The 14501-nt window shown below is 64.3% G+C and carries 17 protein-coding genes; 10 read left to right on the top strand and 7 right to left on the bottom strand.

Annotated elements, in window-relative coordinates; all coding sequences use genetic code 11:
- Nucleotides 1-229 precede the first annotated feature (229 nt).
- The 6 genes from AB7531_RS16330 to AB7531_RS16305 all read left to right on the top strand — a co-directional run bounded on the left by AB7531_RS16330 (nt 230) and on the right by AB7531_RS16305 (nt 5815).
- Nucleotides 230-1216, top strand: a complete 987-nt coding sequence (locus AB7531_RS16330) for an ABC transporter ATP-binding protein (protein ID WP_063982479.1) — start codon at nt 230-232, stop codon at nt 1214-1216.
- Between the two features lie 42 nt (nt 1217-1258).
- Nucleotides 1259-2548, top strand: a complete 1290-nt coding sequence (locus AB7531_RS16325; protein WP_028150047.1) for an ABC transporter substrate-binding protein — start codon at nt 1259-1261, stop codon at nt 2546-2548.
- Between the two features lie 4 nt (nt 2549-2552).
- On the top strand, nt 2553-3512 hold the full coding sequence (locus AB7531_RS16320) for an ABC transporter permease (RefSeq protein WP_063982478.1): 960 nt from the start codon (nt 2553-2555) through the stop codon (nt 3510-3512).
- A 3-nt stretch (nt 3513-3515) separates the two neighbouring features.
- Entirely contained in the window at nt 3516-4394 is an 879-nt protein-coding gene (locus AB7531_RS16315; RefSeq protein WP_063982477.1) for an ABC transporter permease, read from the top strand.
- 20 nt (nt 4395-4414) lie between these two features.
- The gene (locus AB7531_RS16310; RefSeq protein WP_063982476.1) at nt 4415-5146 is read left to right on the top strand and encodes an aspartate/glutamate racemase family protein; all 732 of its coding nucleotides are present in this window, start codon (nt 4415-4417) and stop codon (nt 5144-5146) included.
- 177 nt (nt 5147-5323) lie between these two features.
- Nucleotides 5324-5815 carry a hypothetical protein gene (locus tag AB7531_RS16305; protein ID WP_063982475.1) on the top strand — a complete coding sequence of 164 codons (492 nt, stop codon included), beginning with the start codon at nt 5324-5326 and terminating at the stop codon, nt 5813-5815.
- Between the two features lie 221 nt (nt 5816-6036).
- Here AB7531_RS16305 and AB7531_RS16300 read toward each other — a convergent pair whose 3' ends face one another.
- The 3 genes from AB7531_RS16300 to AB7531_RS16290 form a co-directional block, all read right to left on the bottom strand.
- Nucleotides 6037-6417: a hypothetical protein gene (locus AB7531_RS16300; protein ID WP_063982474.1), complete on the bottom strand. Its 381-nt coding sequence runs from the start codon at nt 6415-6417 to the stop codon at nt 6037-6039.
- 205 nt (nt 6418-6622) lie between these two features.
- Complete coding sequence (locus AB7531_RS16295; RefSeq protein ID WP_063982473.1) at nt 6623-7153, bottom strand: gamma carbonic anhydrase family protein; 531 nt, start codon at nt 7151-7153, stop codon at nt 6623-6625.
- A 106-nt stretch (nt 7154-7259) separates the two neighbouring features.
- On the bottom strand, nt 7260-7589 hold the full coding sequence (locus AB7531_RS16290; RefSeq protein ID WP_014494286.1) for a DUF6949 family protein: 330 nt from the start codon (nt 7587-7589) through the stop codon (nt 7260-7262).
- Between the two features lie 223 nt (nt 7590-7812).
- Here AB7531_RS16290 and AB7531_RS16285 point away from each other — a divergent pair, with 223 nt between their 5' ends.
- Both AB7531_RS16285 and AB7531_RS16280 read left to right on the top strand, forming a co-directional pair.
- Nucleotides 7813-8520 (top strand): hypothetical protein, encoded by a 708-nt coding sequence (locus AB7531_RS16285; protein WP_063986271.1) that lies wholly within the window; start codon nt 7813-7815, stop codon nt 8518-8520.
- Nucleotides 8521-8583: 63 nt separating this feature from the next.
- Complete coding sequence (locus AB7531_RS16280) at nt 8584-8988, top strand: PaaI family thioesterase (protein WP_187388012.1); 405 nt, start codon at nt 8584-8586, stop codon at nt 8986-8988.
- Nucleotides 8989-9104: 116 nt separating this feature from the next.
- On the opposite strand, the gene AB7531_RS16275 is transcribed toward AB7531_RS16280, so the two are convergent.
- Nucleotides 9105-9323 (bottom strand): DUF3126 family protein, encoded by a 219-nt coding sequence (locus AB7531_RS16275; protein ID WP_007602550.1) that lies wholly within the window; start codon nt 9321-9323, stop codon nt 9105-9107.
- A gap of 124 nt (nt 9324-9447) precedes the next feature.
- Nucleotides 9448-10272, bottom strand: a complete 825-nt coding sequence (cysE, locus tag AB7531_RS16270; RefSeq protein ID WP_014494283.1) for a serine O-acetyltransferase — start codon at nt 10270-10272, stop codon at nt 9448-9450.
- A 277-nt stretch (nt 10273-10549) separates the two neighbouring features.
- Between cysE and AB7531_RS16265 the strand changes: the two genes are divergently transcribed.
- Complete coding sequence (locus AB7531_RS16265; protein ID WP_063986269.1) at nt 10550-11926, top strand: hypothetical protein; 1377 nt, start codon at nt 10550-10552, stop codon at nt 11924-11926.
- On the opposite strand, the gene AB7531_RS16260 is transcribed toward AB7531_RS16265, so the two are convergent.
- Together AB7531_RS16260 and AB7531_RS16255 are read right to left on the bottom strand one after the other, a co-directional pair.
- Complete coding sequence (locus tag AB7531_RS16260) at nt 11912-12667, bottom strand: alpha/beta fold hydrolase (protein WP_063982472.1); 756 nt, start codon at nt 12665-12667, stop codon at nt 11912-11914. The two genes, AB7531_RS16265 and AB7531_RS16260, sit on opposite strands and share 15 nt — an antisense overlap.
- A gap of 114 nt (nt 12668-12781) precedes the next feature.
- Nucleotides 12782-13918 carry a hypothetical protein gene (locus AB7531_RS16255; RefSeq protein WP_063986268.1) on the bottom strand — a complete coding sequence of 379 codons (1137 nt, stop codon included), beginning with the start codon at nt 13916-13918 and terminating at the stop codon, nt 12782-12784.
- Between the two features lie 330 nt (nt 13919-14248).
- Between AB7531_RS16255 and AB7531_RS16250 the strand changes: the two genes are divergently transcribed.
- A complete protein-coding gene (locus AB7531_RS16250; RefSeq protein ID WP_008562814.1) occupies nt 14249-14494 on the top strand; it encodes a zinc-finger domain-containing protein in 246 nt (81 codons plus the stop codon).
- Nucleotides 14495-14501: the final 7 nt, after the last annotated feature.

The raw sequence follows: 14501 nt of genomic DNA, 5'->3' as shown, positions 1-14501 counted from the left end.
TTCGGCCTTGAATGTTAGTCGACGACCTGTATCCAATCACAGGCGAAAGATTATACAATCCGCGCCCGTTTTGTGTGCAGCGAGGCAGACGGGCGCTGGGACGGCCGAAGGCGGCGGATTCGATCTAACGACCTGACTCTGCTGCACAGTTCTGGAATTCGGCCGGCCAAGGGCGGTTGGCACGGACCTTGCGGAGAGACGGGAGCATCGCCCCTCCCTTGGACACGCCATGGCCACTCCCGCCGCTCTCGAACTGGTCGCCGTCACCAAGCGCTACGACACGACACTGGCGGTCGACACCGTCAATTTGAAGATCCCGGCCGGGACCTATTGCTGCCTGCTCGGCCCCTCCGGCTGCGGCAAGACCTCGACCTTGCGCATGATCGCGGGCCATGAGGCGGTCAGCAAAGGCGACATCATTCTCGGTGCGCAGAACGTGACCGACCTCGAGCCCGCCAAGCGCGGCACGGCGATGATGTTCCAGTCCTACGCGCTGTTTCCGCATCTGACCGTGCTCGACAATGTGGCGTTTGCGCTCAAAATGCGAGGCGTCGACCGCGCGACCAGGCACAGGCGCGCCGGCGAATTGCTCGAGCTGGTGGCGATGACACCCTATGCGGGCCGGCTCCCGGCCCAACTCTCCGGCGGCCAGCAGCAGCGCGTGGCGCTGGCTCGCGCACTGATCACCGAGCCGCAGATCCTGCTGCTCGACGAGCCGCTCTCCGCGCTCGATCCGTTCCTGCGGGTGAGGATGCGCGGCGAGTTGAAGCGCCTTCAGCGCGAGCTCGGCATCAGCTTCATCCAGGTCACCCACGGCCAGGAAGAAGCGATGGCGCTCGCCGACCACATCGTGGTGATGAACCAGGGCAGGATCGAACAGCAAGGCACCGCGCGCGAGATCTTCCACCGCCCCCGCACCGAATTCGTGGCGCGCTTCATCGGCGGCCACAACGTCCTCAGCGACGCCGGAAACCTCATCGCCGTGCGCGCCGATCAGCTCGGCATCGCGCCGTTCGCCGAGGGCGCGTTCGGCGCGCCGGCGCTGCTGACCCAGACCGAGTACCAGGGCTCCTACATTGCCGTCTCGCTCACGCTCGACGACGGCACCGCCCTATTCTCCCACCTCCCCGAGGCCGCCTTCGACGTCCACCCGTTCCGTCCGGGCGATCGCGTGCTGGCCACCTGGGATCCTGCCAAGGCGCAACGCCTGCAATAGCGCCGATCGATCACTGGAATGCGCAACAGAGGAGTGACTGATATGACCGAGACCACCAGGACGAAGGGCGTCAGCCGCCGCACGCTGCTCAAGGGCACCGCAGGTCTCGCGGGCCTCGCCGCCGGCTCCGGCGCCATCACCGGCTTTCCCTATGTGAAGTCGGCCGATGCGAAGGTGCTGCGCTATCTCGGCACCGCCGTGAACGAGGGCGACGACATCTCCAAGCAGTGCCTCAAGGACACCGGCATCAAGATCGAATACATCACCGCGACCACCGACGACGTCACCAAGCGGGTGATGACCCAGCCCAACTCCTTCGACGTGCTGGACACCGAATATTTCTCGCTGAAGAAGATCGTGCCGTCGGGCAACATCCTTGCGCTCGACGCCAAGAAGATCAAGGAGTTCGACAACATCACGCCGGTCTTCACCAAGGGCGAGACGCCCGGCGGCAAGAAGATCGGCGGCCAGGGCACGGCGCCCTGGAAGGTGCTCTATCTCGAAGGCAAGGACTCCAAGAAGTTCGCGACGTCGGCGACCGAGTTCGTCACGCTGATCCCGACCGTCTACAACGCCGACACGCTCGGCATCCGTCCCGATTTGATCAAGCGCCCGATCAGCTCGTGGTCCGAGCTGCTCAATCCCGAATTCAAGGGCAAGGCCTCGATCCTCAACATCCCCTCGATCGGCATCATGGACGCCGCGATGGTCGTGGAAGCCACCGGCAAGTACAAATATGCCGACAAGGGCAACATGACCAAGGAAGAGATCGATCTCACCATGAAGGTGATGACCGAAGCCAAGAAGGCGGGGCAATTCCGCGCCTTCTGGAAAGACTTCAACGAGAGTGTCAACCTGATGGCTTCAGGCGAAACGGTGATCCAGTCGATGTGGTCGCCGGCGGTGACGAAGGTGCGCTCGATGGGCATCCCCTGCACCTTCCAGCCGCTGAAGGAAGGCTATCGCTCCTGGGCCTCGGGCTTCTGCGTCTCCAAGGGCGTCTCGGGTGCGAAGCTCGAATGGGCCTATGAGTTCGTGAACTGGTTCCTGTCCGGCTATGCCGGTGCCTATCTCAACCGCCAGGGCTACTACTCCGCCGTGCTCTCGACCGCGAAGGCGCACATGGAGCCGTACGAGTGGGCGTACTGGATGGAAGGCAAGCCGGCCGAGAAGGACATCAAGGCGCCCGACGGCTCGCTGCTCGAGAAGGCCGGCGCGGTGCGCGACGGCGGCTCCTACGAGGACCGCATGGGCGGCGTTGCCTGCTGGAACGCCGTGATGGACGAGAACGACTACATGGTCCGCAAGTGGAACGAGTTCATCGCGGCCTAACGTGATGGACACGTCAGAGGACATCCTGCAACAGGCGTCCCCGGGATTGATCCCGGGGTCGGGCATGGCGCGCGCCGCGAAAGCGACGCGCCTGTCGCCGTCCTTCATCTCCTGGCTCCAGGCCGGGCCGATGATGCTGGTGTTTCTCGCCTTCTTCCTGATCCCGCTGGTCTTCGTCGTCATCGTCTCGTTCTGGGACTACAACGAATACCAGTTGCTGCCGGCCTTCTCCGGCCGCGGCTACACCGACACGTTCGAGGGCTGCATCGCGCAGCTCCCTGATCTCTGCACCATCGCCAAGACCTATCTGAAGACGCTGAAGCTGTGCTTCCTGGTCTGGGTCATCACGCTCTTCATCGGATTCTGGGTCGCCTACTTCCTTGCCTTCCACGTCAAGTCGAAGACCTGGCAGATGGGATTGTCGCTGCTCTGCACGATCCCGTTCTGGACCTCCAACGTCATCCGCATGATCGCCTGGATCCCGCTGCTCGGACGCAACGGCCTGGTGAACTCCGGACTGGTCAAGAGCGGATTGATCAACCATCCGCTGGAATGGCTGCTGTTCTCCGAATTCTCCGTGGTGCTGGCGCTGGTTCACCTCTTCACCTTCTTCATGGTGGTGCCGATCTTCAATTCGATGGTGCGCATCGACAAGTCGCTGATCGAGGCGGCTTATGATGCCGGTGCCACCGGCTTCCAGACGCTGGTCAACGTCATCATCCCGCTCTCCAAGCCCGGCATCGTGATCGGCTCGATCTTCGTCATCACCATCGTGATGGGCGACTTCATCACCATCGGCGTGATGGGCGGCCAGCAGATCGCGGCCGCCGGCAAGATCATCGAGACGCGGGTGAACGCGCTGCAGTTCCCGGCTGCGGCCGCGAACGCCGTGATCCTGCTCATCATCACCTTCCTGATCATCACCATGATGTCGCGCATCGTCGACATCAAGAAGGAGCTCTAGAGCATGAAGGAGGGACGCCCGCGCTCGTTCTACGTGCTCGCGATCTTCTTCGCGGCCTATGTGCTGTTTCTCTACGGCCCGATGATCGCGATCTACGTCCTCTCGTTCCAGGGCCCGCAGGGCGGCCTCACTTTCCCGATGAATGGCGTGTCGACCTTCTGGATCGCAAAACTGTTCCAGGGCACCGGCATCGTCGATCTCGGCGCGGCCTTCCGCCGCTCGCTGCTGCTTGGCCTGATCGTGATGGTTGTGACCGTCGTGCTGTCGGTCGCCGCCGGCATGGCCTTCCGCCGCAAGTTCAAGGCGCAAAGCATTTTGTTCTACTCGGCGATCGCGAGCCTGATCGTGCCCTCGATCATCACCTCGCTCGGCATCTCGCTTGAATTCCGCATCATCGACGACCTGATCAAGGCGCACTGGAACGAGAATTTCGAGACCTCAATGGGCCTGCTGACCTCGGGCTTAGGTGCGCACCTGACCTGGACGCTGCCGTTCGGCCTGCTCATCATGTTCGCGATCTTCAACCGCTTCGATCCCAGGCTCGAGGAAGCCGCGCGCGATCTCGGTGCGACGCCGTGGCAGGCCTTCCGTCATGTCGTGCTGCCGATCATCCTGCCCTCCGTGATCGGCATCGGCCTGTTCGGCTTCACGCTGTCCTGGGACGAGCTCGCCCGCTCCAGCCAGGCGATCGGGGCGGTGAACACGCTGCCGCTCGATCTCCAGGGCCTCACCACCACCGTGACGAACCCCGACATCTATGCGCTCGGCACCGTGATCTCGGCGGTGTCGTTCACCGTGATCGCCCTTGCACTCGGCACCATCCACATGCTCAACAAACGGCAGGCGGCCAAGGGCTCGGATGCCGGCCAAGGGCTTGTCTGACAAGGGGCTTGTCTGAACTGATGCGGCTGCACGTCGTCAATCCCAACACCACCGCGTCGATGACGGCGAAGATCGCCGCTGCCGCACGCAGCGTCGCCCTGCCCGACACATTGATCGATGCGCGCCAGCCCGCGATGGGCCCGGTCTCGATCGAGGGCTTTTACGACGAAGCCTTCGCCGTGCCCGGCATGCTCGGCTGCATCCGCGACGCCGACGCGGACGGCGCCGACGCCCACATCATCGCCTGCTTCGACGACACCGGCCTCGACGCCGCGCGTGCCGCCGCGAAAGCGCCGGTGATCGGCATCGGGGAAGCCGGCTTCCACATGGCGAGCCTGATCGCGGCGCGTTTTGCCGTGGTGACGACGCTCGGTGTCTCCATCGTGCCGATCGAGCATAATTTGCGGAAATACGGTCTCGCCGAGCGCTGCGCGCGTGTCCGCGCCGCCGAGGTCCCGGTGCTCGCGCTCGAGGAGCGCAATACTGATGCCCTCGGCAAGATCTCCGCGGAGATCACCGCCGCGGTCCGCGACGATCGAGCGGAAGCCGTCGTGCTGGGCTGCGCCGGCATGGCTGATCTCGCCGCCGAGCTCGCCGCCACACATGGCCTGCCCGTGGTCGACGGCGTCGCCGCGGCGGTCACGCTGGCAGAATCACTGGTGCGGCTGGGACTGAAGACCTCCCGACTCGGGCCCTATGCGGCGCCGCGCTCGAAGACCTATTCCGGACCGTTTTCGCCGTTCCAGCCTTGATCCCGGCTCTTTTCGAGGACCTTCAGGGGTCCCAAGACCAGCTGATTGCTGGTTTTTTGCCGTTAGCCTCTTTTTGGTCCCATTTGTTGCCGAATGGTAACACTTTCGGGACGTCCCGGCGACCTCTGGTTGCCGCACTTCGCCACTCACCAAGTTTCAATTTGGGTTTTGTCAGCGATGATCGATCTCGTCCAGGACAGGCCGTCCAACCCCCTCCTTCGCCTTGGCGCCCAGCCGATTGCGCTGACCGCCGCAGCCCTCCTGCTCCTCATCGCCGGCGTGACCTCGATCGCGATCTGGCGCGCTTCTACCGGTGCAACTCCTGAGACCGACCGCGTGGTGGCGTCGCGGCAGCTCCAGGCCCGCACGGCCCAGGCATCCGAGCAACTCGTCGAGAAGACCAAGGGTCTCGAGGCGACCCAGCAGGAATCGATCGACCAGCTCCAGGTCGTGCAGGACCAACTCCAGACCATGAAGCGCCTGATGGCGGCGCAGCAGGCCGACACCAAGCGCCTGTCCGAACAGGTCACGACGCTGAACGAATCCATCGACGGCCTTCGGCAGTCCTTTGCCAGCGTCCGGGCCACGGAAGCGGAGACACCCTCGGTTACCCGCAGGAAACCGTCGCGCCGTGTCCATGCCAGCGCCCGCAAGCGTTCGCGCGGCTAGCCGGGTCAGGACCTGCGACTTAAATTTTTCCACATGTGAACTGGATCACATTCCCCCGTATGATTCCGCGCCATGCTCCCGGTTACCGGATGGCGTGAGCCGATTTCAATGTCCGGGGCTGGCAAGGTCGTTGACGGTATACTGCGTCAACGGCCTTGTTCTTTAGTGGGTCCGGTCTTTTGGTAGATCTGGCTTTGTAGTCTGCCTGGGCCTCGTGGCCGCTATTCGCAGACGTCCACGCGGCGGACACGCCAGCCCGACGGCGTCATGACGCGCTTCCGCGCCACGTAACAGCCGCCGTAACCGCCGTCGTCATAGCCGGTACCATAGTAATAGGGGTCGCCGTAACCATAGCCGTAGCCGTAATAGCCGCCATAGTAGCCGGCGCCGGCGAGACCTGCCCCGATCGCCACTCCGGGCCAGAAGCCGCCGCCACGCCAGTGACCGCCATGGCCCCAGCCGCCACCATGGCCCCAGCCGCCGCCGCCGTGGCCCCAGCCGCCGCCACCATGACCGAAACCGCCCCGCGCCTCAGCCGCCTGCGGCGCCGACAAGCCGACTGCCGCGACGGCCAGCGCCGCCATCATCATCTTGCGTAACATCACTCGATCCTCCGCGTGGAGACGTTCCACGCTCAAAGCAGGACCAAGCTAACGTCACCCGAGCCTTCCTGACAGCCTTACTGCCTCACTTCCGCGCGAGTATCAGCAGCCGCGATCGAAGCATGTGAATCCGAAGGAAGCTGACGCGCGGCGCGCGCGGACCGCTTGCGGCGGCCGCCATCTTCTCGGCGGCCCACGGCCATTCTCAGCCGATCCGCTTCAGGCCTTTCTTGAAGCGCGGGCCGTTGGCCACGTAGAACCTCGCGGCACCCCCCATCTTCTGCACCTGGGCGTCGTCGAGCGTGCGGATCACGCGCGCGGGCGAGCCGATGATCAGGGAACGTTCGGGAAATTCCTTGCCCTCGGTGATGACCGAGCCCGCGCCGACGATGCTGTTGCGGCCGATCTTCGCGCCGTTCATCACGATCGAGCCCATCCCGACGAGGGCGCCCTCCTCGATCGTGCAGCCGTGCAGGATGACGTTGTGGCCGACGGTGCAGTTCTTGCCGATGACCAAGGGAAAGCCGAGGTCGGTGTGGCAGGTCGAGCCATCCTGCACATTGGCGCCCTCGCCGATCTCGATCCATTCATTGTCGCCGCGCAGCACGGCGCCGAACCAGACGCTCGCACCCGGCTTCAGGCGCACGCGGCCGATCACGGTCGCGGTCTCGGCGATGAAGTAATTCCCGTCGGCGGGAAGATCGGGTGCCTGTCCGTCGAGCTCGTAGATCGCCATGGGGTTCTCCTGTCGCGTCAACCCCAGCCATAGCGAAACGGCGACGCTGAGGCAAAGGGCCGCCGCGCCACGCAGGGGACGCAGAGTATCCCGTGCAACGGAAGCGTCAGACCAGAACGCCGGCGGCGCGTAGCGTCATCAGGAAGAAGGTGCCGCTCATCATGCTCCAGAAGCCGGCGATGACGGTCGCCATCATCACGAATTCGACGCGGCGGCTTTCCACCCGCATGCCACGCAACGTGTTGCGCATGATGATGAAGGGCGCCGCGAACACCAGGAACGGAACCGCGGCAAACGTCTTCGGCGCCACGCCGTCCTGCAACAGGCCGAAACCGGCGGGCCGCTGGGCAAACGCCTGGTATCCGTTCACGAGCGCGCCCGCGAGCGCGAAACCGATGCAGATCGAGAACAGAGAATTGAAGGCTTCAGGTGTCATCGGAACGGTCCGCCCTTACGCAACGCCGGAGCCTTCCTGTGACAAAGAGTGCCGGTTAACGCTACATTATCCTTAAGGGAAGGTTAACGTCGGCGGCCGATCCACGCAGGGCCCTCCCCCGTCCCGGCGGCCGGGAACGCTCCGCGAATTCGCCGCCGCATGGCATATTCGCCGCTGATTCGTCGGCCACCGGCCGACTTCCCGGTTCGACTTGCGCAAGCTCATGACGATGTTTTCGGCAGCTCCCCTTAGGTCCTCCAGGACGCACCCTCGGGCGCATGTCGTCCCGATCGTGCTCGGCGGCATTGCGGCGCTGGGCGCGGTGGCGCTCGTCGCCTATTTGCTGTGGCCGACCTGGGGCTCGGGCGGCGCGAATGCTCCGGACCGGCTGCCGGTGAGCGTCGGCGGCACGCTGTTCAACGTTCCCACGACCGCGATCCGGATGAAGATCCAGCGGCACTCCGGGCCGCAGGAGCGCATCGATCTCGACTTCCTCTACCCTTCGCTTGAGCCGCCGGGCGCGCCGAAACATGTCACCGCCGACACCGTGGAAGAGGCGATGCAACCGATCGACCGTGTCTTCCTGTCGATATCGGCGCATCACGATGCGCTGGCGCCGGAGCAGCGAACAGCCACGATCTATCCGCGCTATCTCGACCAGACCGCGACCAGTGCGGCGGACGGCCTGACGATGCGGATGTTCCGCGCCGACACGCCCTATGGCAGCGAGGACTTCTATTCCGCCGCAAGCCCCGCGCTGACCGCACGCTGCACGCGCGATGCCGCCACGCCCGGCATGTGCCTTTCCGAACGCCGTGTCGGCGGCGCCGATCTCACCTTCCGTTTTCCGCGGAGCTGGCTGTCGCAATGGCGCGATGTCGCGGAAGCGCTGGACCGGCTGTCAGCGCAATTGCGCGGACCGAAGGGCTGACCCCCGATCGCTTTGCGCCGCATTGACCGGCTGATAGGCTCGTCGCCAACAACATCAAGCGCGGTGATCGACGTGACCGATGCAGCAGCAAACCTGCCTCCGGGCGCCCAATTGTTGGGGCGCGAATGGCTCGGCTTTGACGAGGGCGGGCGGGCCTTGATCCGCTTCCAGGCTCAGCCCGCGTTCACCAACAGGCATGGCACGATCCAGGGCGGCTTCCTCGCGGCGATGCTGGACTCCGCCACCGGGATTGGCGCGCTGGCAGCGCTGTCTCCCGACCTGACAGTGGTCACCAGAAGTCTGGATACGCGCTTCCTGAAGCCTGCCGCGGTCGGAGCCATCACGGCACGCGCGCGCGTTGTCGAACGGACGGATCGCGATATGGTCGTGCAGGCCGAGCTCGTCGATGCGAACGGCATCACTGTCGCTGATGCCACGGCGCGGCTGCGCATTCTCGCGAAGAAATAGAACTACGGAACCGCGGAGCTAACGTTCGTCATTGCGAGCAGAGCGAAGCAATCCAGAATCCCTCCGCGGAAAGATCCTGGATTGCTTCGCTTCGCTCGCAATGACGGAGAGAGAAACTATTCCTGATCGACGAGATCGTCCTCGAGGATCGCCATCTGGAATTGGAACGAGCGATCATCATCCTCGTCATCGACGAAGAGCACGCCGATGAACTCCTCGCCGATATAAACCTCGGCGGAATCATCCTTCTTCGGCCGCGGCACGACGCGGATCTTGGGATTGCCGAATACGCGCTTCAGATACGCGTCGAGCTTCCTTACTTCCTTGACGTCCACGGCAAGTCTCCAATCGAAATCTGGGTTGGCGGGGTTTTAGGACGAGACGCGACGAACCGCCAGCATGAATTGCCAAAGAATTTGGGGACGAGCAGGGCCGGAGAATCCGGCCCGTTTCTCTAGCTCAAAGTCCCATCGCGTTGATCATCTGATCCATGGTGCGCGACGGCTCGGCGCAGCCGGCCTCACCGACGATCTTGGCGGGCACACCGGCAACCGTGACGTTGTGCGGCACCGGCTTGACCACGACCGAGCCGGCGGCGATGCGCGCGCAATGACCGATCTCGATGTTGCCGAGGATCTTTGCGCCGGCGCCGATCAGGACGCCGTGACGGATCTTCGGATGGCGGTCCTCGTTCTCCTTGCCGGTGCCGCCGAGCGTAACGCCGTGCAGGATCGAGACGTCATCCTCGATCACCGCGGTCTCACCGCAGACGAAGCCGGTGGCGTGGTCGAGGAAGATGCCGCGGCCGATGCGCGCGGCGGGATTGATGTCGGTCTGGAACACCGCAGACGCGCGGCTCTGGAGATAATACGCAAAGTCCTTGCGGCCCTTCAGATAGAGCCAGTGCGCGAGACGATGGGTCTGGATGGCGTGAAAGCCCTTGAAGTAGAGCAAGGGGTCGATGAAGCGCGACGTCGCGGGATCGCGGTCGTAGACGGCGACGAGATCGGCGCGGAAGGCGTTGCCGAGATCGGGAGCCTCGCGCAGCGCCTCGTCATAGGTCTGGCGAACGAGATCACCCGACAGCGCGGAATGATCGAGCCGGTCGGCGAGACGATGGATCACCGAATCTTCCAGGCGACTGTGATGCAGCACCGTCGAGTAGATGAAGGTCGCAAGCTCTGGCTCGCGATGGACGATGTCCTCCGCCTCGCCGCGGATCCGATCCCAGATCGGATCGAGCGTTGCGAGCTTTCCTCCCGGACTGACCTGATGCACTGCCATAGGATCTGCTCTTTCGAATTGGCTCATTTTGCTGGCTCTATACCACAGTCTAGCCGACGAAGTCCCGACGGGCTTGCCTGAGAGTGAACAGTGAGTTGCTCCGCGAAAGCACGCCAACGCCTTGAAACACAACAGTTTCTTTTGACGCCCCCAGGCGGCGAGGTCGGCTCAAAATGGTCAGGGTTTTGCCAAATTCAAGCCGGGCAGCGCCAAACTATTGGTGAATTCCGCCTCGACGGCTATTGCGGGCATGGTCGGGGAACACGACGGAGCGGATTTGAGCATCACCACCGATCAATTGCGCGCGGGCGCCGCGGGCTCGCTTTGGCTGCGGCTGGCGGCGGTGGGACTGCCCCTCCTCTTGATCGCGCCGGCGTTCTGGAACGGCTATCCGCTGTTGCAGTGGGATACCGGCGGCTATCTGGCCCGCTGGTACGAGGGCTATCTGGTCCCGAGCCGCTCGACCGTGTTCGGCCTCTATCTGCACTACGGCGAGAATTCCGGCTTCTGGATCAATCTCGCGGTCCAGTCGCTGGCGACGCTGTGGCTGTTGCAACTGACGCTGCGCGTACTCGGGTTGATGCAGACGTCTCGCTTCGTCGCGATCAGCCTCTGCCTGATCCTGTCGACCGCGCTGCCCTGGCTCGCGAGCATGCTGCTCACGGACATCTTTGCGGGGCTCTCGATCCTGTCCGTGTTCTTGCTGGTCGTCGGCGCGAGCCGGACATCGGGCCTCGAAAAGATCTCGCTGTTCGTCTTCACCGCCTTTGCCGCCGCAACCCACAGCGCCACACTGGGCGTGCTGTTCGGGCTCTGCGCCGCCGGCTGGATCGCGCGGCCGTTCCTCGGCGCGCGCCTGCCGCTCGCCGGATTGGCGCAGGCAAGCCTCACAATCGTCGCGGGCGGCCTGATGCTGGTGTCGGCAAACCATGCGCTGTCGGGCAAATGGGCCTGGACGCCCGGCGGCTATGGCGTCGCTTTCGGACGCATGATGCAGGACGGTATCGTCGCGCGCTTCCTGAGCGATCATTGCCCGCGCGAGCACTACAAGCTCTGTCCCTATCGCAACCAATTGCCGGCGACCGCCGACGAGTTCCTGTGGGGCAAGAGCATGTTCAACACGCTCGGCCGCTTCGAAGGCATGAACGACGAGATGGGCTATATCGTCGTGCATTCGCTCGCCGACTATCCGGCGTGGCAGGCCGGCGCGGCGTTGCGGGCGATGGGCCAGCAATTGCTGCATGTGGCCACCGGCGAAGGCACCAGTGTCTGGATCGGGCACACCTACGGCATCATCGAGCGCTACATCCCGGCGCAAGTCGCGCCGATGCGCGCGGCGCGGCAGCAGAATCACGGCCTCGATTTCGATCACGTCAACCGGCTGCACGTTCCCGTCGCGCTGGCCTCGATGCTGGCGCTGGTCGGGCTGCTCGCGCATGCGCTCGCCAATCGCCGGCTCGACGATCTGACGCTGCTGGCGGCAACCGTCACGCTGGCGCTGCTCGGCAACGCCTTCATCTGCGGCGTGATCTCGGGCCCGCACGACCGCTACGGCGCACGGATGGTGTGGGTCGCGACCTTCGTGGTCCTGATGGCGCTGGCGCGTCGTTTCGGTGACGACGAGCCTGACGACGAGACCTCAGCCGCGGCGTGACAGGAAGTCGAGCACGCCGGTCTTGTAGATCTTGTCGCCAACCGCGCGCATGTGGTCGCGGTTGGGGATATCGAGCACTTCCGATCCCGGGATGATGGCGCCGAGCGCGCTGGCGGATCCTGCGACGTCGTCTGTGCTGCCGACCGCGATCAGCACGGGCACGTCGATGCGCGCGGCCTCTTCCTTCGTCATGAGATCGCGGGTGCCGCGCAGACAGGCGGCGAGCGCACGACGGTCGGAACGGGTCTGATCGGCGAAGGCGCGAAACGTGCGGCCGACCGGATCGGTGACGTCGTCGAGCGAGGGCGCCTCCAGCGCCTTTGCGACATTCTCGCCGGGCCCGGTGCCCTCGATTAGGCCGCCAATTCCGATGCCGCCCAGGATCGCCGAGCGCAGGCGCTGCGACTCGTTGAGGGAGAGCCACGCCGTCATCCGTCCGCCCATCGAATAGCCCATCATGTCGGCCTGCGGAATCGCGAGGTGATCCATCAGCGCGAGCACGTCGCCGGCCATGGTCGGGATCGAGTACTGTGCGGGCTCGTAGAGCTTTGCGCTTTCGCCGTGGCCGCGATTGTCCAGAGCGATGACACGGCGGCCGTTCTTGCGCAGTTCCGAGACCCAGGTCGGATAGACCCAGTTCACGTTCTTGCTCGAGGCAAAGCCGTGCACCAGGATGATCGGATCGCCCTCGCCTTCGTCGAGATAGGCAATTTCAACGGCGCCGTTGTGAAAGCTCGGCATCACATGTTCCGCAGTCTTGAGGGGAAAGTTTGATCTTAGAGCATGATCCGGAAAAGTGTGCAGCGGTTTTCCGGCAAGATCATGCCCAAACGATAGCCTGAAGCGTATCGCGCTTCAGGCCGTGAGGGCCCCGTCCGCCAGAGCGGCCTCGGCCGCGGCCTGCGCGCGGCGGAGCCGGCGCGCCCGTCTGCGATCGCACCAGGCCTGGGTCATGCGCTCCGTCGCCGCCTTGATCGAAGACAGCAGGCCGAACAGCGTCAGTGCCGCGCCGAACAGCCAGAGCGCCAGATCGAACATGCCGCCGACGAGCAGCAGGGCGCCGCGGCCGAGCAGCTTCATGATCGCGCGGGTCTTGCCGCCCTGCGCTTCCGCAAGCCGGGCCGCGCGCGCGACGTCCTTCGGGCCTTCGGCGATGCGCAGCGTATCCATGGCGCCGCGCGTGCCGGTCTTTTCGGCAACGCGGGTGACGTCCTTGCCGAGCCGGACCAGCGCACCGGCCTTCTCGGCACGGAACGCGGCCTTGATCGCGCTCGCGGTCTCGCCGGGGCGGAACACCGAACCCTTGGCGACGGCATTCTGAAGCATCGGCGTATCGACCACCTCACGCGCCGACCGGCCGGCCCATGCGGCGAGTCCCTCGCCGAGCCGTCCGACCTTGCGGGCATCCTTCACCAGCGTCAGTCCAGCGCGAACAGGCGCAGCACCGCCAACGGAGACGTAGGTCACGGCCGTCACGGCAAGGCCCGCGGTCGCAAGCCCCAGCACCAGGCGATCGGTGTCCTCGCCCATGGCGAGGTGCTTGCCCTCGCGGACGACATCCCTGATGTCGCCGATCACGAAGAGATCGCCGGCGACGGTTCCGGACAGGCTCGCGACATCGTCGGCGTTGCCGGTGACGAGGCCGGTGGCGAACCGTTTGGCGAAATGCCGCGTGGAATTTTCGTCCTTGACCGCATCGCTTACGCGGTTGAGGAGGTCGTCGGGCAGCGCGATGTTGCGTTCACGCGCCAGCGCGACAAAACTGCCGGCGAGATCAGCGTCGCCGGCGGCGAGTGCGGCCTCGATATTGTCCTGAACCAGGCGGTCGTTCTGCCGCAGCAGCGCATCGAGCTTGAGCTCGGAGAGCGCCGCCGGATCGTCCTGGGCGGAGAGGAGCGCGCCGGCCTCGCGGGCATGCGGCGCTACCTGCGTGAGCATGAAGCTGCATGCCGCGATACCGGTCAACGCCGTGCTGATTCGCAGCCACTTCATGCCAAGAGTCATACCAAGAGTTGTGCCAAGAGCCTGGACGATCCCGAGATCATTGCGCCTGACGATTCGTCTTTCGTCGCAATTCCGCTTGTCCAAAGACATAGTATGCCAAAATTGCGACACAACGTCCCCGACGAAAGAAGGGCTTCTCTCAGGCCGCAAGATTGTGTCGAATTTGCATGAGCAAATGAGCATGGGGCAATTGCGAACCTTTCGGTTCCGCTGGACTAGCAATCATCTGCACCCAACAGTATGGTCCGCGGCGCCTCAAAGATGCCGCGTCAGTGTTTGATTGTGTCTGCCGCCATTGCCACTCCAGGATGAACTACGATGTCCGACCATGTCGTCCCGCACTTCCATAACGATGCCGGTGTCCCCGTCATCGAGATCGGCTCGCAAGAGTTCATGTGCGTCGGCGCCAATCCTCCGTTCGATCATCCGCACGTCTTCCTGGACCTCGGCAACGACAACGAGATCATCTGCCCCTATTGCTCGACGCTGTACCGTTTCGCCGCCGACCTGAAGCCGGGCGAAGCCCGTCCGCCGGAATGCGTGCTGAAGGACAAGGTGGCCTGACCGCCTC

The sequence above is a fragment of the Bradyrhizobium sp. 63_E2_N1_3 genome (assembly GCF_052076005.1).
Taxonomy (GTDB): domain Bacteria; phylum Pseudomonadota; class Alphaproteobacteria; order Rhizobiales; family Xanthobacteraceae; genus Bradyrhizobium; species Bradyrhizobium barranii.
The sequence above is the reverse complement of the archived record's forward strand: the minus strand, read 5'-3'. Positions and strand labels throughout refer to the sequence as shown.